Here is a 21,915-nt window from a genome sequence, read left to right as displayed (position 1 = left end):
AGCTACTTTTTGCCGTTTTCAATACCCTCACTCAACACCTGTTGAAAACGCTCGTAATCACAAAAGCCCTTTTCATCTTTTTCACAACCTTTGAGCGTTAACGCTGTTTGGTTTGGTGGTGTCGTTAAACTTAATGGTGTGATGTTAATTAGTTGTTCAGTGGTTTGATAAACATAATCCAACTTAAATTTAAGCTTCCCACTTGGTTTGTGCTTCCATACTTCAAATAGCAACTTGCCTCCGATTGGGATATTTTCCAATGAATCATTCAATTCATAAGGCTCAACACCTAGTGCTGCAAGCAGAGCGACGATATTAGAATCGTGTCCAACCAATAAATTAATTTTATTTTTGCTATTTAGCTGTTGCTGAATAAATGCCAATAACGGATATGAGGCATTTTGTGCTAACGCTTCGTTGTTTTTAAATAAAGTGCGGTAATATTCGTTTTTTATTTCGTTAATTGCACGCCATTTTTCTTGGCTATCCACGCGGCCGTTTGCGATTTCTGAATCAGGCTTACCCACATAATGCGCGAGCAATAATGCACTGACAATTTTCTTTCCTGTGCTGATAGAACCCGTAATTTTGACCGACTTACCGTCTTTAATACTGTATTCACCGACTTTTCCACCTAAATCACACTCGCCTTTTTGCAAGCAGTTTGGTGAGTTTTTGTAATCGATGATTTCACTCAATAGCGCATAATTTGGCGCTAATTTTTGCTGTAAAGCGGTTAAATCAACGTTATTTTTTGCAGATTCAATCAAGGCTTTACTTGGATTATGTGCTTGTGTATTAAAAATCGGATCTTTTTCTGAACCAATTTTACCGTGATGTTGCAGTTGAACATTACAGCCCGCAAATGCGCCAGAAACAATCGCCTGCCCTGTTGCAATAGTCCGTTGCACTCCATTCGCATAAGCGAAAATGCCTTCGCCTGATGCACAACGTTCTGTTGTTAATAACCCTTTATCCGAAAGCCACTGACCTAAATACTGTCCGAAATAGGTTTCTAGTACCGTCCCTTTTGCCGTGAGATAACCTGATGGTACATTCCATTTTGCCCATTCATACGGAGAATATTTCGCCATTTCTTGCGGATCTTTTTCCACTGGTGAACGCAATCCGTGTCGGCTGAAAATCAATACTTTCTCTAATTCATAATCAGAACTTGAGGAATTTGAGCTATTTTCTGTTGCTAACACACTAGTTGCTAAAGCAGAGCCAAGCAAAAGTGTGGTGAATTTTAGGGTTATTTTTTTCATATTCGAGACTTAATCATTTAATGCTGAATTGAGCTATAAAAATTCAATGTATATTTGGTGCCGTAAACTAACACCATAAATACCGCAACAATATTGACTACCGCAAAAAAGATTAACTGTTTACTGTTGCTTTCCAGCCAGAGCATTTTAAATAATGCGAGCGTACCAATATTTTCATCAAGTTCGCTCTCTCCACTCAGTGTTCTTAAGGTTTTCAGCATCTTACGTACAAAAAAGACGGTATTAATTGCCATTACACTAAGTGCAATAAATCCGGAAGCGAGGCATAAAAATAGCACAAGCAGATTACCCCACTCCCAATGCCGCCAATCCAGCTCAGAAAACATAAATAATGCCAGTGATAAAAATAACACTGCTGGCGTTAAGTTACGTAAAAACATTAAATAATCATCGCCAATTTTAAATAAAAATTGCCAAAACCCGACTTTCTTCATTACTTTAAAAAATCTCTTTTAATTTGGATTCATCCAAAATAACACGGTCGTCATCTAACAATAACGCCGGAAAGCCCGCATAGCCTTGTGCTTTTGCATCATCAAATGCGGCGTGACGATCACGCAAGCGTAACCATTGTTTCAAATTCGGGATGGAAGATAGTACTTCCACTGACTCATAATCCACGCCCAAGCGTTTTAACTCAGCCACAAATGGCGCAGTATCAGGGCAATCTGCCGCATAATAAAGAATGGGTTTGCTCATTTTGCTCTCCTAAAGTACGGTCAAATTTCACCGCACTTTTGTGAATTATCTTTAAGCGTTATTTTTTACAACCAGGGAAACCTAAGGCTTCACGGCTTGCATAATAAGCTTCAGCTACGCCTTTGGTTAAGGCACGAATACGTAAAATATAGCGTTGGCGTTCGGTCACTGAAATTGCTTTACGTGCATCTAACAAGTTGAAGCTGTGTGCTGCTTTCAAAATACGTTCATAAGCTGGCAATGGTAATGGTTTTTCTAAGGCCAATAACTCTTGTGCTTCTTTTTCATATTGATCGAAGCAGTAGAATAAGAAATCGGTGTTTGCGTGTTCAAAGTTATAGGTTGATTGCTCAACTTCATTTTGATGGAAAACATCGCCATAAGTAGTTTTACCAAGCGGACCGTCAGACCAAACTAAGTCATACACAGAATCTACGCCTTGAATGTACATGGCTAAACGCTCTAAACCGTAAGTCACTTCGCCCGTTACAGGTTTACATTCTAAGCCGCCCACTTGTTGGAAATAGGTAAATTGGGTCACTTCCATACCGTTTAGCCATACTTCCCAGCCCAAGCCCCATGCACCCAAGGTTGGGTTTTCCCAGTTATCTTCTACGAAACGAATATCGTTTTTGGTCGGGTCGAAACCGAGCATTTCAAGCGAGCCTAAATAAAGTTCTTGAATATTATCTGGAGACGGTTTAATCACCACTTGGAATTGGTAGTAATGCTGTAAACGGTTTGGGTTTTCGCCATAACGACCATCGGTCGGGCGACGTGAAGGTTGCACATAAGCAAATGCCATTGGCTCTGGGCCTAATGCGCGCAATGCGGTCATTGGGTGAGAAGTACCTGCGCCCACTTCCATATCAAAAGGTTGCACAATGGTGCAGCCTTGGTTTGCCCAATATTCTTGCAGGGCTAAAATCATACCTTGGAATGTTTTTACGTTAAATTTTGTGCTCATAATCGTTGATCTAATGTGATTAAAAATGCTCGCATTATACTTGAAAGCGTAAGGCGGATAAAGGCGAAAAAGTGCGGTTAAAAAACGAATTTTTTTACAAAATGAACAGAATTTGTAAAGGAAATGAAAATTCTCAACTAGGAAATGAATTTCTATTATGCCAAAATAGCGCACTTTTTTTTAAAAGAGGAACCAACATGATGAAAACTAACTTAATTACTACCGCACTTTTATTGAGTGCGTCAGCTTTTGTACAAGCTGAAACCAAAACCGAGCTTGAACCGATCAATGTGTATTCAGCTTACGCAACGCCTGTAAACCAAGATCAAACTGCATCATCAGTCACCGTATTAACAGAAAAAGATTTTGCAGAACGTAATGCGACTTATGTGAGTGATGTGTTGAAGACTGTGCCAGGTGTGGCGATGGGAGCTAATGGGGGGCGTGGTGCTGTAACTAGTTTATTCTTACGTGGTGCAAATTCAAACCAAACAGCAATTATTATTGATGGTGTGAAAATGAATCCTGCAGACACCAATTTTAGCTTTGGAGGTTTATCCCTAAGTAACATCGAACGCATTGAAGTTTTACGCGGCGAACAATCAGCACTTTGGGGTGCTGATGCAATGGGTGGTGTGGTTTATATCACAACTAAAAGTGGACTATATAAAGATAAACCTTTCAATGTAGATTTTGATTTCGGTACTGGTTCGCATCGCACCCGTGATGGCTCAATCACCGCTTCAGGGCAACAAAACAATTTCTACTATGCTCTTCATGGCGATAGTCACCGCACAAACGGCATTTCTGTTGCAAGCAAAAACACTTTCCGTTATACCTCAACTCAAGGTGATGAAATTCGTACTGGTGGTGCTGTTGAAAAAGATAAATTCCATCGCGATAGTGCCTCAATTCGTTTTGGTTATGATGATAACCAAAAAGGGATTGATTTCTTAGCATCTCATTCCTCACAAACGTTTCATAACGATGGCATTATTTCAGGACAGGATACCCAAGGCTACACTGCATTTGAAAATTTAACGCCTACTTATATTCGTACTCGTGAAACCTTGTTTAAATTAGGAGGATACCTAGGGAGTGATGAGGAACTATTTAAACATAAAGCTAGCGTGAGCCACTTGAAGGGAGATAGTGATACTTTTGGTTTAAATGCAACCAATAAAGATTGGAAAAAACTGAATGCCAATTATCAACTTGATGTAAATTTTGACCGTGAAGGTAGCGTGACTCAAGCGGTAAGTTTATTAACAGATTACCAGCGTACTAGCTTTACTTCAAAAAATTATAATGGTGTAGAAAAACGCTTAACGGAGAAAAGTGTTGCGGCAGAATATCGTTTATTCACTGAATCTGATCATAGCTTATCGTTGAGTGGTCGTTTCACAGACAATTCGCAATACAAAAATGCATGGACAGGACGTGTAGCAGGTGCGTATCGTTTATCTTCGAACTTCAAAACGCACGCGGGAATTGGTTCGGCAATTCAAAATCCAAGTCTTACCGATTATTTTGGTTGGAATAGCAAAAACATCGGCAATCCGGCTCTTAAACCAGCGAAAAGCATCGGTGGTGAAATCGGTTTATTGATGGAAACGACGAATAAAGCTCATAGCTTAGATGTCACTTACTTTGCTCGTAACGTAAAAGACTATATTGATACTAAATATGGCGTAGTTAATCAAGCTTACAATCGCGATGATAAAACACGTATTAAAGGCGTTGAAATCGTTTATAACGGCAAATTCACCGATACATTAACAGCTTATGCAAACTACACTTACACCAATATTCACAGTGATAAGCAATATGGAGCAAACTACTTACGTCGCCCAATGCACACAGCCAACGCTGGCTTAGCATACCAAATCACTGAAAAATTAGGTACAGATGTAAATGTATCTTACACAGGCAAACGCATGGATATCTACTATTCAAAAACTAACAGTGCACATAAAGTGAAATTGCCATCTTACACCTTGGCAAACTTAGGCTTGAACTACAAAGTGGTAGATAACTTGACGATTTATGCGAACTTAAACAACGTATTCAACAAAAAATACGAAAACGTACTTGGCTACGGCCAAGACGGTCGCAACGTTTACGTTGGGTTGAAAGGATCGTTCTAATTATTATCCACATATAAGGGCGTGCTAAGCACGCCTTTTTACATTCTTGATGGCGTAGCGTATTATTATCTATATGCAAAAAACTCGTTTAATTTTAACCGCACTTTTCTTGCCCTTGACTTCGCATGCGTCGGAGCAATTTGTCTCGCTTACGCTTTGTAGTGATCGTCTTTTATCGGAAATTGCGCGTCCAAAGCAAATTGCCGCACAATCTCCTTATTCTAAAAATCCCTTGATGATGTTGGATAAACTCAATATGGATAAGCCAACACTTGAGCCACAACTCACCGCATTATTGCCCTATCTCGATAAAACGTTTCTTATCAATGAAACCTTTTATCCACAACTTGTGGCAGATTTGAAAAAACTTGGGGCAAAAATTGAGCCAATTAATGACACGCCACAAACGGCAGAAGAATTATTTGGGCTAATATTGCACTTGGGTAAACTCACAGGTAACGAAATGCAGGCAGAATCTTTGGTTGAAAAACTTAAATTACAAGATTCTCGCCTCAATCTATCACTCACTGACACATTAATACTTTCAGATACAGGCATTGTAGAAACTTATACGCCACAGTATCCCACTTTACTTAATTTATTAGGCTTAACCCCGCTAAAAACACCGCTTACGGCACAAAATTTTTCTCTTGAAAAAGTGTTACGAGCAGAGCCAAACGTATTGATTGAAATCAGCGACCAGCAAAGTTATAACGAACAAGCGGAATTGCTTAAACATCCGCTTTTGCAAAATCTTTTTAAAAATCGACCGCACTTTCGTATTCCAATGAAATATACTTATTGCTTTGATCACGGCGTGTGGCAAGGGGCGGAGAAGATTTATCAACAGTTAAAATGATATTTGGATTACATAGGAAATTGTTCATTGACCAAAACACTAAAATTAAATACCGCACTTTTCTTAGCATTGCTGTTTATTAGCGGGTTTGCGATTTATCATCAGCTCGGCGATTTTGCTCATCTCAAAAATGCCGATGGTGTGCTCACGGATATGCGCTCTCTTGTATTGCTTGATATTCGCCTACCACGCCTTGGATTAGCCATTTTAACTGGCGCAAGCCTTGCTTTAGCGGGCAATGCAATGCAGGGGATATTTCAAAATCCACTAGCAAGCCCTGGATTATTGGGAAGTAGTGCCGGTGCAACCACCACCAGTGTCTTTTTGCTTTACTATTCTTCCGTACCCTTAAGTCTGTTGCTTATTGGCGGTATAACTGGTGCATTATCTAGTTTTTTATTGGTTTATTTAATCGCCAAAAATCATGGCACAACGGCGATGATTTTAAGTGGTTTAGCCGTCAATATGTTGCTCTCTGCTTCCGTTGCATTGCTACTTTCGAACGCAGAAAGCCCATGGGCATTAGCTGAACTCTACCGTTGGCTACAAGGTTCTCTTGTATGGGCAAAACTTGACACACTACTCATTTCATTTCCAATCATATTATTGGGATTGCTCTGTTTATATCGTGAACGCCGCTATATTGACTTGCTCACCTTTGGTGAAGAAACCGCGAGCACCATGGGAGTGAATCCTAAGCGTAGCTTTTTCATCACGACCTTTGGCGTAGCATTATTAGTTGGTGCAACTATTCCGCAAACAGGCACTATCGGTTTTGTTGGCTTAATCGCACCGCACTTTGCTCGCCTTCTGCTAAAAAAACGCCCTTCACAGCTTTACATCATCAGTGCATTACTTGGCGCATTATTGCTACTTATTGCGGATCTTTGCGTGCAATATATTCCAATCTTCTCACATATTTATATTGGCACACTCATCGCAATCATTGGTGCACCTTGCTTAATTTGGATTTTAATTACGGAGCAACGCAAGTTGGCAAGATAATGATTAGAATCGAAAACCTTTCTCAGCCTTATGGCTTAAATAACATCAGCTGTACGCTTCCTAAAGGAAAACTGATCGGCATTATGGGCGCAAACGGTGCGGGCAAATCAACTTTGCTCAAAACGATTGCAGGAATTTTACCTATTGCAAAAGGTGAAATTTATTTTGGAAACAGCCCGTTAAGCAAAATGAGTACAGCTGCAAAAAGCCAGCAACTCGCTTATCTTGCGCAAGATACCAATATCCATTGGGATTTATCGGTTTATGATGTCATTGCCCTTGGCTTAAATTCACCATTATCCTCAGTAAAAGAGCGGTCAAAAATTACGGAGATTTCACAAAAATTTTCGATAGAACATTTGCTTAATAAATCCGTTCAGAAACTATCAGGCGGAGAAAAAGCACGAGTGCAACTCGCTCGTTGTTGCATCAAAAATGCGCCACTATTGCTTGCCGATGAGCCTATCGCACCACTCGATCCCTATTATCAAATAGATATGATGGAACAATTAAAATCACTCACGCCACAGCATACTTGTGTTGTAGCGATCCATCATTTATCCCTTGCATACAAATACTGTGATGAAGTGATTTTGCTTGATAAAGGCAAAATCATTGCGACTGGCAAAACACAAGCGGTGCTAAATTCAGCGAATCTTGCACAAGCCTTTGATATAAGCGTGAAATTTGATGTAGAAAGAAGAGAGATTTATGGAATAGAGAAATTGGAAACCTAATTCCAATTTCTCATTTTACTGAAAGTAAAAAATTATTTTCGATAAAAATCAACCGCCCTTACAAATCAACCAAGGAACTTGCTTGCCTTGTTGATTCTTGTAGTAAATTGAATTTTGAGATCGCGCGATTAAATCCACATAACTTCCTTGAATCGGATCATACGAACGATAAACCACTTCAAATTTTGTACCGCGCGCATTCAGTGTCAGTGTGTATGAATGATCAAAAGGCACCGCCTTGCCATGATCTAGCTGGAAATAAAACCCAAAGTTGTCTTTCATACGGCTTTCACGCGACAGAGGGAAATAAGTCGTCAAATGAGAAATTCCCCCAGTTTCTTTATTATTACAACGATAATGATATGGCTTATAATTAACAGAATTATTTAACTCTGCTTGGCTAATATTATTCTTTAAAAATCGAGATTTAACCGCCTTCTTCGGCTGATGTGTTGTAGTACAAGCAAATAAACTCACAAGAACACCCACAAACAACGCCATCTTTAATTTATTCATAAATACAAAATTCCGAAAAATAAGAAAGCGCGTATGATAGCGGAAATTGGGGATTGTGCAAGGGATTGGAATGAGACTAAAAAAAGAAACAAAAACTGGAAATGTAATTCCAAATACAGGCTAAAAAAACAAATATAGAAATTGACTTCCAATTGACACTCAAGACTTCCAACAGCTTATTCAAGAAAAAATGCCGTCTTCTCCAGCTAAAACCTACTTTCTGATTGATGAAATTCAGTTTGTAGAAGGTTGGCAAAAAATCGTCAATGCGCTTCGCGTGAGTTTTAACACCGATATCGTGATTACAGGTTCCAATGCCAACTTGCTTTCCGGTGAGCTTGCGACGCTGTTAAGCGGTCGGTATGTAGAAATCAAAATTTACCCGCTTTCTTTTAAAGAATTTTTACGTTCCAAAAATGTGGATAGTCAGTCAAGGTTGGTGGATAAACTCTATTCGGAATATGAAAAATACGGTGGTTTCCCTAGTGTTGCTATTGCTGATGAAACTTTAAAAGAAACAATTTTATCGGGTATTTTTGATTCCATCGTGCTGAATGACATTGCGCATCGAGCCGGCGTGAAAGACACGCATATTCTTAAAAGAGTGATTCTCTTTCTGGCGGATAACGTCGAGCAGTTGGTGAATCCGAGCAAAATTAGCAACACGCTCACGTCCGAACGTGTCCCCACTTCAAACCACACCATCAGCAAATATCTTGAACTGTTAGAAAATGCCTTTCTTTTTTATAAAGCAAAACAATATGATATTCGCGGAAAAGGCTATTTAAAAACCAATGCCAAATATTTTATTGTGGATAACGGTTTAAGACGACACGCTATCGGTAAAAAAGGAGCGAATTATGCCAATCGCTTAGAAAATATCGTTTTTATTGAATTGCTTAGACGAGGTTATACCGTAGATGTCGGTAAACTTGACAGCAAAGAAATTGATTTTATCGCCCAAAAAGCTGATGAGATTTTATATGTACAAGTCGCCTTTGAGATCCCTGAAAATACCCACGAAACAGATAATCTTTTGCATATTAAAGATAACTATAAAAAGATCTTAATTACGGGAAAATATTACGAACAAACAGAGATTGATGGAATTGAGGTAATTTATGTCGTGGATTGGTTGTTACAGTAAATATAAAAACGTTGAAAATTTTTACCGCACTTTTTGTGTTTAACGCTTATGACAGTACGCGTTTCCTAACGCGAGCCGTAGAAAGTAAATAAAGTGCGGTCAGTTTTTGAAGTGTTTTTAGTGAGATTAGGCACACGCTAGGAAGCGTGCACCAACAGATAGGTGCAAATAAAGAAAGATAGCGCCAGCGTCCACGCAGGTGCTGTTTAATAAAAACATTGCGAATTTTACCCATAAGCCGTTGGCAGAACTAATGTCCAAAATTCTTTGGATTTTCTGACCGCACTTTTAGATGAGAGGCACAAGCGAGGACGCTTGCGCCATCAAGGGAGGATATTTACTATCTAGATTCTAAGGCAATCGATTTAGTTTCCTCATCTAATTTTGCTAATTCATCATCCCAATACTCGTTTTCTGATAACAAATTCTTTATATTGGTATAATCTATATTTGAATGTAGCGCATGAGAACAAAATGCAGAAAACTCTCCACTTTTACTACAAGCAGTCAATAGAGAATGTAATCGATTTCTTTGATCTAATAAATCAGTAGTATCCTTTATATACCCTAACTTTTCATGAACCTCATTGCATAATTTAAACCTTGGTATGCAAAGTCTATCGTTGTCATTCAAGTTTAGCCGCTTAATTGTTATTTTTCCCATCTCAGTTTTTGGATAAAGACGCAAACCTTGAGTTGAAAGATGCTCTTTAGGAAGATCATTATAAGGATTAATTATAGGGATGTTTACAGTATCATGATTACCTTTATGCGTGTTACAACGCGCACAGGCTGGCAATAAATTTTCCCAAACAACGACTTCCAGTGGGTAAAGTGATTTAGGATGAAAATGCTCTATTTGGCTATAGGAATCTGTTTCTTGAAGTATACATTCACAATAAGCACATTTTTTGTTTGAGGATTTTAATAAAGGTTCTTTTATTTCTGCTTTATTCCATACTGTCTTTTTAGTGTCTAATTGATACTTATTTGTAAGCTCTTGTACTTTTTCATCTGTTAAATAATCAGGTTTAGGTGGCTGTTGTAATGGTATCATTTTATTCTCCAGTTAATGCTTTTAACTGAAATCTAAATAATGCAAGCTCAGTACTTTGAGGATGTAATTTACGTTCTAACTCTTCAAAAATAATTTTAGCATTTTTAAAGTTTTCCTCATCTAATGCTGAATTAAACTTAGATAAAGTCGATTTGAACCACTCTGTTCTTAAATCACTCATTCCCATAACATCTGTAAGAATTTCTTCTATACTCCATCCACTAAAGCCATTACGTGCACTTTCTAAATTTTTCTTATGCAGAATACCATTACTACCTTCCAAGGCTACTACCTGATTATGTTCAGCAGTTTGAATTACATGAGGGCTATGAGTTGTAATAATAAATTGTGTATTCGGGAAGGCTTCTTTTAGAACATCACAAATTTTATTTTGCCATTCAGGGTGTAAATGTAATTCTATTTCGTCAATTATAATTATGCCGTTAAAAGTTTTTGATTCAATATCTGGAAAACGAATTTGTACTTCTCTTATAATGCCCCATATGATAAATATACAGCTCTTAAATCCTGATGATAAGTATTCATAAGGTATATCTCCTGTTGGAGTATTTATGTATATTTCCATATCTTTTAAGATTGCAGAAAAACTATATTGACAATTTAGTTTTGTAATGACCTCCTTTGCAAATTCTATATTTCTTCTATCTACTTCTGGAGTATAATCCTTATCAGAAAGTATTTCGCTTCTAATAAACCAATCCTTTAAATTTTCCTTAGAAATTCCATCTAAATTTTTCTTAATATGATTTTCTTTATTGTCATATATTTTTAATGAATTAACCCATTGGTATGAGAAAAATCTATCAACTTTAAAATACATTAAGTTTTCTGAATAATTATTCCAAAAATCAGTAAGATGATAATTACCTCCTCTATTGTCTCTAGGAGAAAAATCCTCAACTTGGTACTGTATTTTTTTGAATTTATCTTCTATATCTATTATTTCTAGTTGAATTAGACCATTGTCAGAATTAGCTTTTTTCTTTAGATAATTATCACAATAACTTGTAAAACAAGCTGCTATAGACTCAATAATATGAGTTTTACCAATACCATTTTCACCACAAATGATATTTAAATTAGGATCTAAATTATCTAATCTAATAGATGTGATACCACCAACATTTTCTATTTCTATAGTATCTATCTTCATTTTTATCTCCTCAATTTTTTATACCTATCACTTCATCACCACACCCAACCATTTCATCATCTCTCTCTCATCCCAACCTTTACGTTTGGCATAATCTTGAGCTTGGTCTTCATCAATGCGACCTAAGGTGAAATAGTTGCTTGCTGGGTGGGTGAAGTACCAACCGCAGACGGAAGCCGCCGGCCACATGGCATAGCTTTCGGTGAGTTTCATGCCGATGCGTTGTTCCACTTCTAATAAATCCCAAATCAAGGCTTTTTCCGTGTGTTCTGGGCAGCTTGGATAACCCGGAGCAGGGCGGATGCCGACATAGTTTTCATTGATTAAACCTTGGTTGTCGAATTCTTCTTGCGTGTAGCCCCAAATGCGGGTGCGTAGCTCAAAGTGCAGGTATTCTGCCATGGCTTCGGCGAGGCGGTCGCCTACGGCTTGTAGCAAGATAGCGTTATAGTCGTCGCCTGCCGCTTTATAGCCTTCCACTAATTCCATTTCTTCAATACCCGCACAGACGGCGAACATCCCAAACCAATCTTTTTTACCGCTTTCGCGATCGGCGATAAAGTCGCTTAAGCAGAAGTTAAACGGGCTTTTGCTGTTTTTGCCACGTTCCGTTTGTTGGCGTAAGCCGTAAGCTGTACCAATGGTTTGCGTACGTTCTTCATCAGCGAAAAGCACGACATCATCGCCTACACTTTCTGCAGGGAAGATACCTAAAATACCGCTTGGGTTGAGTTTATGATTTTGCTCTAATTCATCTAATACAACTTGCGCATCATTCCACACTTTACGTGCTTCTTCGCCGCCCTCCGGATAATCAAAGGCATCAGGGTAGCCACCCATCAAGCCCCAAATGCGGAAGAATGGCGACCAGTCGATAAATTTGCGTAGTTCGGCAATCGGTACGTTTTTAAATTCTACAATGCCCGTTTGTTTTGGCGTTGGTGGCACATAATCTGCCCATTCACCGCTAAAGCCATCGAAACGATTGGCGCGCGCTTCTTCAATACTCAGCTGTTTACGCAGTGGTTTGCGGTTGGCGAAGGATTGTTGGATTTTCTCGTAATCTTTCTTGAATTGTTCCCACAATGCCGCACGCCCTTCCGGGTTCATCAACGTGGCACATACTGTTACCGCACGGGAAGCGTTTGAGGTATAGAACACGCCGTGTTGTTTATATTTTGGATACAGTTTAATGGCGGTATGTTCTTTGGAGGTGGTTGCACCGCCGATTAAAACAGGCAAGTTCAAACCCAAACGAGTCATTTCACCGAGGAAGTATTCCATTTCGTCTAGGGATGGCGTAATCAAACCGCTCAAGCCGATAAGATCCGCTTTTTCATCAATCGCCGTTTGGATAATTTTGTCCGCCGGCACCATCACGCCTAAGTCAATCACTTCAAAGTTATTACATTGCAACACCACGCTCACAATATTTTTGCCGATGTCATGCACGTCGCCTTTCACGGTAGCGATAACCACTTTACCGTTGCTTGAGCCTTTTTGTTTGGTGGCATTGATAAATGGCTCTAAATACGCCACGGATTGTTTCATCACGCGTGCGGATTTCACCACTTGCGGTAGGAACATTTTGCCGTCGCCGAACAAATCGCCCACCACGTCCATGCCTGCCATGAGTGGACCTTCGATTACCTCTAACGGCGTTGGCAATTTCTGGCGAGCCTCTTCGGTGTCTTCGATGATGTGCGTAGTAATGCCTTTCACAAGGGCGTGTTTCAATCGCTCTTCCACTGGCCACGTGCGCCATTCGGCCACAGAATCCACCGCACTTTCATCGTTGCCTTGGTTGCGATATTTTTCCGCAATATCCAATAAACGCTCTGTGCCATCAGGCGTGCGGTTTAAGACAGCGTCTTCAATCACATTGCGTAATTCAGGATCAAGATCATCGTAAATCGCGAGCTGTCCTGCGTTCACGATCCCCATGTCCATGCCTTGTTTGATGGCATGATAGAGGAATACCGCGTGAATAGCCTCACGCATGACGTTATTTCCACGGAAAGAGAAGGACACGTTTGACACCCCGCCCGAAATTTTCGCGTGTGGTAACGAGCGTTTAATGCGACCCGTCGCATTAATGAAATCCACGCCGTAGTTATTGTGTTCTTCAATCCCTGTGCCGATGGCGAAAATATTCGGGTCGAAAATAATATCTTCCGGCGGGAAGCCAACTTGCTCGACTAAGATGTTATAGGCACGGGTACAGATTTCCACTTTTCGCTCTTCGGTATCAGCTTGCCCCACTTCATCAAATGCCATCACCACCACAGCAGCGCCGTATTTACGCACCAATTTAGCCTGATGAATAAATTTTTCCTCGCCCTCTTTCAACGAGATAGAGTTCACAATCGGTTTACCTTGCACCGACTGTAAACCTGCCTCAATTACTTCCCATTTAGATGAGTCAATCATCACCGGCACTTTGGCTGCATCGGGTTCCGTCGCCATAATGTTGAGGAAACGGGTCATGCATTTTTTGCCGTCGAGCAAGGCTTCGTCCATGTTCACATCAATCACTTGTGCGCCGTTTTCCACTTGATCGATAGCAATTTCAATGGCTTCAGCAAATTTATCTTCTTTAATTAAACGTTTAAATTTTGCAGAACCCGTCACGTTATTACGCTCGCCCACGTTCACGAACAGGCTTTCATCATCAATATTGAGTGGTTCTAAGCCGGATAAACGCATCGCGGTTTTGATTTGTGGCAATTTGCGTGGTGGGATGTTTTCTACCGCTTCAGCAAAGGCTTTAATGTGTTCTGGTGTGGTGCCGCAACAACCGCCGATAATGTTCACAAAGCCGCTTTCAGCCCACTCTTTTAAGTGAGCAGCCATCTCTTCTGCCCCTAAATCATAACCACCAAAAGCATTTGGCAAGCCCGCATTCGGATGCACAGAAACATAGGTTTCACTGATTTTTGAAAGCTGTTCTACATATTGGCGTAATTCTTTTGGACCTAACGCACAGTTCAAACCGAAAGTGAGCGGTTTTGCGTGACGGAGAGAGTTATAGAAAGCCTCGGTGGTCTGCCCGGAAAGAGTTCGCCCTGAAGCATCAGTAATAGTGCCGGAAATCATGATTGGCAATTCTACGCCTAATTCTTCGAATACACTTTCAATGGCGAAAACTGCCGCTTTAGCGTTAAGAGTGTCGAAAATGGTTTCGATCATAATTAAATCCGCACCGCCTTCAATTAATCCTTTTGTTGCTTGGGCATAAGCCTCCACTAACTCCATAAAAGTAACATTGCGGAAGCCTGGATCATTTACATCAGGAGAAATAGAGGCTGTACGGTTTGTTGGCCCTAGCACGCCCGCGACAAAGCGAGTTTTTTCTGGCGTGCTATATTTATCTGCAGCCAAACGAGCTAATTTTGCACCAACAAAATTAAGCTCATAAGCGATAGATTGCAAATCATAATCCGCTTGGGCAATCGTAGTTGAACTAAAAGTATTGGTTTCAATAATATCGGCACCCGCTGCTAAATATTTCTCATGAATAGCGGAAATTAGCAGTGGTTGAGTCAATGTCAGTAAATCATTATTACCGCGTAAATCGACCGCACTTTTCTTAAACTTCTCACCTCTAAAATCGGCTTCTGTCAGTTTATATTTTTGGATCATCGTCCCCATTGCACCATCTAAAATGAGAATGCGATTTTCTAGAGCTTGTTTAAGTTGAGCGGTTTTATTCACCATAATTATTTTGTTCCGTAAATCTTAAATAAATAACTACGGAATAATAGGTGTAAGGGCTAGAGGTGTCAAATGTTAGAAGGAAAGCGCGGTAGGAAATAAAGTATTTTTTATATAGGAAAAATAAAAAGTTTACGTAAAACGGTTGAATTATTGCTCAAAAATCCGTTAGCATAGTGGCGTATTAGTTTATCTAATATGTTAAGTTTAACTATTATTAACTAGAGGATCTCTTCATGAAGAAACTTATCGCAGTTGCGGTGCTTTCTGCATGTGGCTCGTTAGCTCATGCAAACACCAATATTCCAAACTACAATACAGACGCCCATCTTTACGAATTCACACAAACCTACGATTTAGTTGTGCCAAAAGGCTCGCAAGGACAAACCAATTTATGGGTTCCATTACCATTTAATGGGGAATACCAACAAGTGAAATCGATTCACTTTGAAGGTAATTACATGAATGCCTATGTAACAGAAAACAATAAATACGGTGCGAAAACCTTATTTGCCACTTGGGATAAAGATGCACAAAAACGTGATTTAAAAGTCACGATGGTCATTGAAACAAAAGACCGTGAACCGATGGTGAAAGGTGCTTTAGAGAATTATACTCCGCCAAAAGATATTCAGTATTCCGTGGATGTACAAGAGTACTTAAAAGCGACTCAACATATTAAAACTGATGGTATAGTGAAAGAATTTGCTGACAAAATCGTAGGTAAAGAAACTAATCCATTAAAAAAAGCAGAACTTATTCACCATTGGATCGTAAAAAATATGGAACGTGATAATTCTGTATTAGGTTGTGGCGACGGCGATGTAGAAAAAATTCTTACCACTGGCATATTAAAAGGTAAATGTACCGATATTAATTCTGTATTTGTGGCACTTGCTCGTGCGGCAGGCATCCCAGCTCGTGAAATTTTTGGTATTCGCTTAGGTGCGGCAGAGAAAATGGGCAAATATTCCAAAGGTGCTTTTGGGAGTGCAAATGAACAAGGCATTGCAAACGTAAGTGGTGGCCAACACTGCCGTGCTGAATTCTACCTTGCAGGATTTGGATGGGTACCAGTTGATTCCGCAGACGTTGCCAAAATGCGTTTAGCAGAGAAAAAATCTGTTGAAGATAAAGATACACAAGCCGTAGCAAAATATTTGTTTGGTAACTGGGAAGCAAACTGGGTCGGATTTAATCATGCCCGTGATTTCAATTTATATCCACAACCAGAACTAGCTCCGATCAATAACTTCGGCTATCCATATGCAGAAGTAGGTGGAGATCCGTTAAATTCCTTTGATCCAAAAGAATTTAAATATGACTACGTCTCTAAAAAGCTCTAATAAATCCTTTTGGGTTGCCATAGCCACCGCACTTAGTGCCGCGGTGGCATCAACGTTGTGCTGTATTGCGCCATTAATCTATTTAGTATTTGGCGTGTCGTCCACTTGGTTGATTGGCTTAGGCGAATATGATTATTTGCGTATTCCTATGCTTATTATTTCATTATGCGCCTTTGCCTATGGATTTTGGCTGTTGATGTTTTCAAAAAAAATCATTTGTAGCAAATATATTTCCCGTAAAAAGCTCATCGTTTTATATTGGATTGTATTTATCGTGATGATTTTTTTCTTAACCTACCCAACAATTTTGCCTTGGATTTTAGAATTAGCTAATTAGGAATAAAAATGAAGAAATTATGTACCGCACTTTTGCTTTCGTTGTTTGCAATTTCTTTCGCTCATGCGAATGAAACCAAACAAATTGTGCTAAAAGTAAAAGAAATGAATTGCCAGCTTTGCGCTTACTTAGTCAATAAAGAACTGCGTAATATTGATGGCGTTATTTCAACAAAACCATCCATTAAAGATGGTTTAGTGACAGTTGTGGAAGATCCAAAAGTCACAAACCAGCAATTATTCGATGCGATTCACAAGCTGAAATATACTGCTGAAGTCGTGAATTAAACGCTAAATACCTAGCAAAAAAAGTGCGGTGAAAATTCACCGCACTTTTTGTTTTGAACAATCGAATTATTTAATCACGCCACATGCCATACGTGGGCCGCCACCGCCAAGTGGAGCTGGATGATCGGAGTGGTTGTCACCACCCGCGTGAATCATAATAGAGTGACCGCGAACTTCATCTAATTTTTTAAGACGTGGAGCTAAAACAGGGTTAGTTGCTGTACCATCATGTAATACAGTTAAAGCCGGTAAGTCACCTAAGTGAGCATCATCTTGCCATGGATAACCGTGTTGTTTTGCACCTTTAGGATCCCAGTGACCGCCAGCCGCTAAACCTGCTGTTAATTTACCGTCTTTTTCTTTTGGATCACAGCTTGGATTTTCATGGATGTGGAAACCATGTAAGCCTTCGCTTAATCCTTGTAAATTAGGAGTAAACACAAGACCATAGTTAGATTCAGTAATAGTCACTGTACCCACATCTTTGTTACCGTTTACTGGATCAAGTTGTTGCACTTTCACTTCAATAGAAGCACCTTTTGGTGCCATATTGTGATCATGATTATGCTCATGTGCTTGCGCAACACCAACTGAACATACCGCACTAACCGCTAGTGCTAATAAGGTTTTCATATTCATTGCAATCTCCTTTATTGCAGTAAAAACTCATGACTATTTTAGTCAATTTCGTTTAAAAAGCCGACAAGTTTTTACGAAAATTTCACATTATTTTAAACATCCACGTACAATCAATACGCCAACATTTCGAGCTTGCGCGACAGCTTTCGGTTTACTCAGTTTCATTTTTAATCCTTGAAGTTGATAACGTGACTCAAGCAAATCCGCCACTTCATAAGCCACTCGCTCAATCAACAAGAAAGGTTTACTTTCCACATAATCAATTATCACTTGGCTCACTTCAGCGTAATTTAAACAATATACAACATCATCCGTATCTGCCGCTTGCTTACAATCCCACGCCATTTCCAAATCAAACACAAGTTTTTGCTTAATTTGCTGTTCCCAATCATATACGCCAATTTGAGCAAAAACAGTCAATTCTTCAATAAAAACACGATCCATAAGATTTCCTCTAAAATTATTGTAGGCGTATGCTATCAACTTTGGGTAGAATAACGAATAATTTTTCTTGCTGGAGTACAAAATGAGCCTTTTTGCCCTTTTTTATATGCTTTGTGCCTATCTTTTAGGCTCTATTTCCAGTGCTATTCTAATTTGTTGCGTTGCAGGCTTGCCAGATCCTCGTCAAAATGGCTCAAACAATCCAGGGGCGACAAATGTGCTTCGTATCGGAGGCCGCTGGTCTGCTCTCGCCGTACTAATTATTGATATTTTAAAAGGCATGACGCCAGTATGGGTTGGTTACTATTTAGGGCTCACACAATTTGAATTAGGTATGGTCGCACTAGGTGCTTGCTTGGGGCACATATTCCCAATATTCTTCCAATTCAAAGGCGGCAAAGGCGTCGCAACAGCTTTCGGTGCGATTGCTCCAATTTCTTGGGCTGTAGCGGGTTCTACATTAGGTACTTGGGTCTTCGTTTTTCTTATCAGCGGTTATTCTTCATTAAGTGCGGTTATTTCTGCGTTACTTGTGCCTTTTTATGTGTGGTGGTTCAAACCTGAATTTACTTTTCCCGTTGCATTGGTCTGTTGTCTATTAATTTATCGTCATCACGATAACGTTCAACGTTTATGGCGCGGTCAAGAAGATAAAGTTTGGGCTAAATTTAAAAAGAAATAAAAAATTCACCACACTTTTCTAAATTTCCACTGGAGTTTCCTGTGCATACTAAACGTTCAGTTTCCACTCGTATTGCTAAATATTTATTCATCATTCTCATCGTTGCTGGCGTAATTAGCTCGCTAAGTTTGGCAATTATGAGCAGTAATAAATATGACGCAGAAGCCATTAATATTTCAGGTTCTTTGCGGATGCAAAGTTATCGACTGCTCTATGAAATGCAAGAACAACCAGAAAGTGTGGAAACAAACTTGCGTCGTTATCATATAAGCCTTCATTCATCTGCTTTATTGGAAGTCCAAAATCAATTTTTCACACCGAATGTATTAAAACATTCCTATCAAAACATTTTGCAACGTTGGACGAACATGGAAAAATATGCCCGCCAACACGATGTAAAAAACTATAGTAATCAGCTCACTGACTATGTGGCAGATGTTGATTATTTTGTGTTTGAGCTACAACGTTTCAGTGAACAAAAATGGATTTTGGGCGTATCGGTACTTTTTTTCGCGATGTGGTTAATTTTACTCATGGTGTCTTATGTAATTTGGTACACACAGCGGGAAGTCGTAAAACCACTGCACTTAATGACGAAAGCCAGTATGCAAGTGCAAATGCGTCAATTCAATCACATTCCGCTTGATACAACGAAACAAAATGAACTCGGTACATTGGCTCGCATCTTCACACAAATGTCCACGGAGCTTGGGCAACTTTATTCACGTTTGGAAGAAACGGTAAACGAAAAAACACAAAAGTTACGCCAAACCAACCGCTCTTTGACGACCCTTTATCAAAGTTCTCAAATTCTTAATGCAAACACGATCAACGATAAAGTATTAAGCCAAGTGCTCGATCACATTCTAGTCAGCGAAAATTTGAAATATATTAAAGTTGAAGTTATGGGTGCTGAGCATTGGGATATTGCTTTTGGTACTCAAGATTTAGACTGCTCTTTGCAAACACAGACACTTTCTGTCGATAACGAAGAATTCGGCGCACTCTCTTGGCAAGCAGGATTGCCTTGTCCCGATCCGAGAATGATGCAAAACCTTGCTCAAATGCTTGGGCGAGCCCTTTATTTCCAAAAAAGTTTACGCCAACAAGAACAGCTCTTATTGATGGAAGAGCGGTCAATTATCGCGCGAGAATTGCATGACTCGTTGGCTCAAGTGCTATCGTTTTTACAGATCCAACTTACATTACTTAAACATAACTTGAAGAAAGAAGGCGATTCATCCAAAGAACAAAGTTTGGTCATTATTCGTGATTTTGAACAGGCTCTTTCGAGTGGATATGCACAATTACGCGAGCTTTTAGCCACTTTCCGTTTAACTATACAAGAAGCTAATTTACAGCTTGCGCTAGAACAAGTGATTGACTCATTACGTTCACAAACAACGATGCAAATGAACGTTAATAGCCAATTGCCATCACAAAGTTTGAATCCGCAACAACTGGTTCATGTGCTACAAATTGTACGCGAAGCCACCACCAATGCGATCAAACATTCTCAAGGCACAGCAATTGAAATTAGCGCCAAAATTAATGCAGAAGGCGAATACGAAATTTTAGTTGAAGATAATGGTATCGGTATTCAGGACCTTGAAGAGCCTGAAGGTCATTATGGGTTAAATATTATGACTGAACGTAGTCGCCAACTTAACGCAGAATTTAACATCGTCCGTCGCGAACAAGGCGGTACACAGGTAAAAATCACGCTTCCACACGCGTTATGTTGATTACGGTGGATATAATTATTCATAGCAACTGGTATAAAAGATAAATTTTTTATGCACCTGACAATGGTATTTTAAATGCAAAATTTACAACCTTTTAACACTTTCCATATTCATGCTAATGCTCGTGAAATTATCGAAGCGCATAGTATTGAACAACTACAACAAGCATGGGCTCATTCAAAAGCGGAAAATTTACCCGCACTTTTTCTAGGTCAAGGCAGTAATATGCTATTTCTAGATGATTTTAATGGTGTGGTGATTTTAAATCGTTTAATGGGCATTACTCACCAACAGGATTCTGATTTTCACTACCTGCATGTGAATGGCGGTGAAAATTGGCATGAATTGGTGGAATGGTCTATTAACAATGGTATTTATGGATTAGAAAATCTGGCGCTGATTCCTGGCTGTGCAGGCTCTGCACCAATTCAAAATATCGGTGCATACGGTGTGGAATTTAAAGATGTATGCGATTATGTGGATGTACTTAATTTAAACACGAATGAAACTTTCCGACTCGACACAAAACAATGCGAATTTGGTTATCGTGAAAGTATTTTCAAACATCGTTATCAACAAGGTTATGTGATTACAGCTGTTGGATTAAAGCTCACAAAAAATTGGCTGCCTATTCTAAAATATGGTTCGCTTGTAGAATTCGATCCAAAAACTGTCACCGCTAAACAAATTTTTGATGAAGTCTGTCATATCCGTCAAAGTAAATTACCTAATCCAAATGAATTTGGTAATGCGGGAAGTTTCTTTAAAAATCCGGTGGTCAGTTCGGAACATTTTGAGGAAATCAAAAAACATCACGAAAATTTACCGCACTTTCCACAGGCTGATGGCTCAGTGAAATTAGCGGCGGGCTGGCTGATTGATCAATGCAATCTTAAAGGTTTTCAAATTGGCGGCGCAGCCGTTCATGAAAAACAAGCATTAGTATTAATTAACAAAAGCGGGGCAACAGGGCAAGACGTGGTCAAACTCGCCAATCATGTTCGCCAAACTGTTGCAGAAAAATTCGGTGTATATTTACAACCTGAAGTCCGCTTTATTGGTTCAACTGGCGAAGTAAATAGCGAGAAAACTATCGCATAATTTATATAGATTAAGGAAATCAA

Annotated in this window: 20 protein-coding genes and 1 pseudogene; 11 read left to right on the top strand and 10 right to left on the bottom strand. The window is 39.4% G+C overall.

All coding sequences use genetic code 11. The features are described 5' to 3' along the window. Window positions 1–2: 2 nt before the first annotated feature. The 4 genes from A8M50_RS06505 to glyQ are packed head-to-tail and all read right to left on the bottom strand — an operon-like array spanning window position 3 to window position 2,955. Complete coding sequence (locus A8M50_RS06505; protein ID WP_005644370.1) at window positions 3–1,268, bottom strand: histidine-type phosphatase; 1,266 nt, start codon at window positions 1,266–1,268, stop codon at window positions 3–5. A 17-nt stretch (window positions 1,269–1,285) separates the two neighbouring features. Continuing rightward, the gene (locus A8M50_RS06500; RefSeq protein ID WP_005644563.1) at window positions 1,286–1,723 is read right to left on the bottom strand and encodes a hypothetical protein; all 438 of its coding nucleotides are present in this window, start codon (window positions 1,721–1,723) and stop codon (window positions 1,286–1,288) included. 4 nt (window positions 1,724–1,727) lie between these two features. Continuing rightward, entirely contained in the window at window positions 1,728–1,988 is a 261-nt protein-coding gene (locus A8M50_RS06495) for a hypothetical protein (RefSeq protein ID WP_005628150.1), read from the bottom strand. A 58-nt stretch (window positions 1,989–2,046) separates the two neighbouring features. After that, the gene (gene glyQ / locus A8M50_RS06490) at window positions 2,047–2,955 is read right to left on the bottom strand and encodes a glycine--tRNA ligase subunit alpha (RefSeq protein ID WP_005628151.1); all 909 of its coding nucleotides are present in this window, start codon (window positions 2,953–2,955) and stop codon (window positions 2,047–2,049) included. Between the two features lie 200 nt (window positions 2,956–3,155). Between glyQ and A8M50_RS06485 the strand changes: the two genes are divergently transcribed. The 4 genes from A8M50_RS06485 to A8M50_RS06470 all read left to right on the top strand — a co-directional run bounded on the left by A8M50_RS06485 (window position 3,156) and on the right by A8M50_RS06470 (window position 7,703). Further along, window positions 3,156–5,102: a TonB-dependent receptor plug domain-containing protein gene (locus tag A8M50_RS06485; protein ID WP_032826485.1), complete on the top strand. Its 1,947-nt coding sequence runs from the start codon at window positions 3,156–3,158 to the stop codon at window positions 5,100–5,102. Window positions 5,103–5,175: 73 nt separating this feature from the next. Continuing rightward, window positions 5,176–5,961 carry a substrate-binding domain-containing protein gene (locus A8M50_RS06480; protein ID WP_005644344.1) on the top strand — a complete coding sequence of 262 codons (786 nt, stop codon included), beginning with the start codon at window positions 5,176–5,178 and terminating at the stop codon, window positions 5,959–5,961. A gap of 27 nt (window positions 5,962–5,988) precedes the next feature. Continuing rightward, on the top strand, window positions 5,989–6,966 hold the full coding sequence (locus A8M50_RS06475) for a FecCD family ABC transporter permease (protein WP_005644612.1): 978 nt from the start codon (window positions 5,989–5,991) through the stop codon (window positions 6,964–6,966). Beyond that, a complete protein-coding gene (locus tag A8M50_RS06470; protein ID WP_005644435.1) occupies window positions 6,966–7,703 on the top strand; it encodes an ABC transporter ATP-binding protein in 738 nt (245 codons plus the stop codon). The genes A8M50_RS06475 and A8M50_RS06470 overlap by 1 nt, the downstream gene beginning before the upstream one ends. Window positions 7,704–7,751: 48 nt before the next feature. On the opposite strand, the gene A8M50_RS06465 is transcribed toward A8M50_RS06470, so the two are convergent. Then, the gene (locus A8M50_RS06465) at window positions 7,752–8,219 is read right to left on the bottom strand and encodes a hypothetical protein (protein ID WP_005644294.1); all 468 of its coding nucleotides are present in this window, start codon (window positions 8,217–8,219) and stop codon (window positions 7,752–7,754) included. Window positions 8,220–8,373: 154 nt separating this feature from the next. Between A8M50_RS06465 and A8M50_RS06460 the strand changes: the two are divergent. Then, a pseudogene (locus A8M50_RS06460) lies at window positions 8,374–9,366 on the top strand (ATP-binding protein); the annotation flags it as partial. 340 nt (window positions 9,367–9,706) lie between these two features. Here the strand turns inward: A8M50_RS06460 and A8M50_RS06455 are convergent. The 3 genes from A8M50_RS06455 to metH are packed head-to-tail and all read right to left on the bottom strand — an operon-like array spanning window position 9,707 to window position 15,314. Next, on the bottom strand, window positions 9,707–10,423 hold the full coding sequence (locus A8M50_RS06455; protein WP_005644337.1) for an HNH endonuclease family protein: 717 nt from the start codon (window positions 10,421–10,423) through the stop codon (window positions 9,707–9,709). A 1-nt stretch (window position 10,424) separates the two neighbouring features. Beyond that, a complete protein-coding gene (locus tag A8M50_RS06450) occupies window positions 10,425–11,597 on the bottom strand; it encodes an AAA family ATPase (protein WP_005644454.1) in 1,173 nt (390 codons plus the stop codon). A gap of 27 nt (window positions 11,598–11,624) precedes the next feature. Then, on the bottom strand, window positions 11,625–15,314 hold the full coding sequence (gene metH, locus A8M50_RS06445; RefSeq protein ID WP_005644443.1) for a methionine synthase: 3,690 nt from the start codon (window positions 15,312–15,314) through the stop codon (window positions 11,625–11,627). Window positions 15,315–15,547: 233 nt separating this feature from the next. Between metH and A8M50_RS06440 the strand changes: the two genes are divergently transcribed. From A8M50_RS06440 to A8M50_RS06430, 3 genes are read left to right on the top strand one after another with little or no spacing between them, the layout of a single operon-like run. Next, window positions 15,548–16,657, top strand: coding sequence for a transglutaminase-like domain-containing protein (locus tag A8M50_RS06440; protein ID WP_005644529.1), 1,110 nt, complete (start codon window positions 15,548–15,550; stop codon window positions 16,655–16,657). Continuing rightward, window positions 16,632–16,994: a mercuric transporter MerT family protein gene (locus tag A8M50_RS06435; RefSeq protein ID WP_005644437.1), complete on the top strand. Its 363-nt coding sequence runs from the start codon at window positions 16,632–16,634 to the stop codon at window positions 16,992–16,994. Before A8M50_RS06440 ends, A8M50_RS06435 begins: the two co-directional genes overlap by 26 nt. Window positions 16,995–17,002: 8 nt before the next feature. Beyond that, window positions 17,003–17,281: a heavy-metal-associated domain-containing protein gene (locus tag A8M50_RS06430; protein WP_005644593.1), complete on the top strand. Its 279-nt coding sequence runs from the start codon at window positions 17,003–17,005 to the stop codon at window positions 17,279–17,281. A 66-nt stretch (window positions 17,282–17,347) separates the two neighbouring features. Here A8M50_RS06430 and sodC read toward each other — a convergent pair whose 3' ends face one another. Together sodC and folB are read right to left on the bottom strand one after the other, a co-directional pair. Next, on the bottom strand, window positions 17,348–17,920 hold the full coding sequence (sodC, locus tag A8M50_RS06425; RefSeq protein ID WP_005644430.1) for a superoxide dismutase family protein: 573 nt from the start codon (window positions 17,918–17,920) through the stop codon (window positions 17,348–17,350). A gap of 87 nt (window positions 17,921–18,007) precedes the next feature. Continuing rightward, window positions 18,008–18,364: a dihydroneopterin aldolase gene (folB, locus tag A8M50_RS06420; RefSeq protein WP_005644586.1), complete on the bottom strand. Its 357-nt coding sequence runs from the start codon at window positions 18,362–18,364 to the stop codon at window positions 18,008–18,010. 82 nt (window positions 18,365–18,446) lie between these two features. Here folB and plsY point away from each other — a divergent pair, with 82 nt between their 5' ends. The 3 genes from plsY (at window position 18,447) to murB (ending at window position 21,892) form a co-directional block, all read left to right on the top strand. Beyond that, complete coding sequence (gene plsY / locus A8M50_RS06415) at window positions 18,447–19,046, top strand: glycerol-3-phosphate 1-O-acyltransferase PlsY (protein ID WP_005644597.1); 600 nt, start codon at window positions 18,447–18,449, stop codon at window positions 19,044–19,046. A gap of 41 nt (window positions 19,047–19,087) precedes the next feature. After that, complete coding sequence (narQ, locus tag A8M50_RS06410) at window positions 19,088–20,791, top strand: nitrate/nitrite two-component system sensor histidine kinase NarQ (protein ID WP_005644332.1); 1,704 nt, start codon at window positions 19,088–19,090, stop codon at window positions 20,789–20,791. 75 nt (window positions 20,792–20,866) lie between these two features. Then, window positions 20,867–21,892, top strand: coding sequence for a UDP-N-acetylmuramate dehydrogenase (gene murB, locus A8M50_RS06405; protein WP_005644450.1), 1,026 nt, complete (start codon window positions 20,867–20,869; stop codon window positions 21,890–21,892). Window positions 21,893–21,915 lie beyond the last annotated feature (23 nt).

It is taken from the genome of Haemophilus haemolyticus, from assembly GCF_001679045.1.
GTDB lineage: Bacteria > Pseudomonadota > Gammaproteobacteria > Enterobacterales > Pasteurellaceae > Haemophilus > Haemophilus haemolyticus.
The sequence above is the reverse complement of the archived record's forward strand: the minus strand, read 5'-3'. Positions and strand labels throughout refer to the sequence as shown.

Excerpts from the sequence above, each read along its gene's own strand:
- glyQ (WP_005628151.1), bottom strand. The coding sequence starts at position 2,955 with ATGAGCACAAAATTTAACGTAAAAACATTCCAAGGTATGATTTTAGCC.
- A8M50_RS06455 (WP_005644337.1), bottom strand. The coding sequence starts at position 10,423 with ATGATACCATTACAACAGCCACCTAAACCTGATTATTTAACAGATGAA.
- A8M50_RS06495 (WP_005628150.1), bottom strand. The coding sequence starts at position 1,988 with ATGAGCAAACCCATTCTTTATTATGCGGCAGATTGCCCTGATACTGCG.
- A8M50_RS06485 (WP_032826485.1), top strand. The coding sequence starts at position 3,156 with ATGAAAACTAACTTAATTACTACCGCACTTTTATTGAGTGCGTCAGCT.
- A8M50_RS06505 (WP_005644370.1), bottom strand. The coding sequence starts at position 1,268 with ATGAAAAAAATAACCCTAAAATTCACCACACTTTTGCTTGGCTCTGCT.
- A8M50_RS06500 (WP_005644563.1), bottom strand. The coding sequence starts at position 1,723 with ATGAAGAAAGTCGGGTTTTGGCAATTTTTATTTAAAATTGGCGATGAT.
- A8M50_RS06430 (WP_005644593.1), top strand. The coding sequence starts at position 17,003 with ATGAAGAAATTATGTACCGCACTTTTGCTTTCGTTGTTTGCAATTTCT.
- A8M50_RS06480 (WP_005644344.1), top strand. The coding sequence starts at position 5,176 with ATGCAAAAAACTCGTTTAATTTTAACCGCACTTTTCTTGCCCTTGACT.
- folB (WP_005644586.1), bottom strand. The coding sequence starts at position 18,364 with ATGGATCGTGTTTTTATTGAAGAATTGACTGTTTTTGCTCAAATTGGC.
- metH (WP_005644443.1), bottom strand. The coding sequence starts at position 15,314 with ATGGTGAATAAAACCGCTCAACTTAAACAAGCTCTAGAAAATCGCATT.
- A8M50_RS06465 (WP_005644294.1), bottom strand. The coding sequence starts at position 8,219 with ATGAATAAATTAAAGATGGCGTTGTTTGTGGGTGTTCTTGTGAGTTTA.
- A8M50_RS06470 (WP_005644435.1), top strand. The coding sequence starts at position 6,966 with ATGATTAGAATCGAAAACCTTTCTCAGCCTTATGGCTTAAATAACATC.
- A8M50_RS06450 (WP_005644454.1), bottom strand. The coding sequence starts at position 11,597 with ATGAAGATAGATACTATAGAAATAGAAAATGTTGGTGGTATCACATCT.
- plsY (WP_005644597.1), top strand. The coding sequence starts at position 18,447 with ATGAGCCTTTTTGCCCTTTTTTATATGCTTTGTGCCTATCTTTTAGGC.
- A8M50_RS06435 (WP_005644437.1), top strand. The coding sequence starts at position 16,632 with ATGACTACGTCTCTAAAAAGCTCTAATAAATCCTTTTGGGTTGCCATA.
- sodC (WP_005644430.1), bottom strand. The coding sequence starts at position 17,920 with ATGAATATGAAAACCTTATTAGCACTAGCGGTTAGTGCGGTATGTTCA.
- A8M50_RS06440 (WP_005644529.1), top strand. The coding sequence starts at position 15,548 with ATGAAGAAACTTATCGCAGTTGCGGTGCTTTCTGCATGTGGCTCGTTA.
- murB (WP_005644450.1), top strand. The coding sequence starts at position 20,867 with ATGCAAAATTTACAACCTTTTAACACTTTCCATATTCATGCTAATGCT.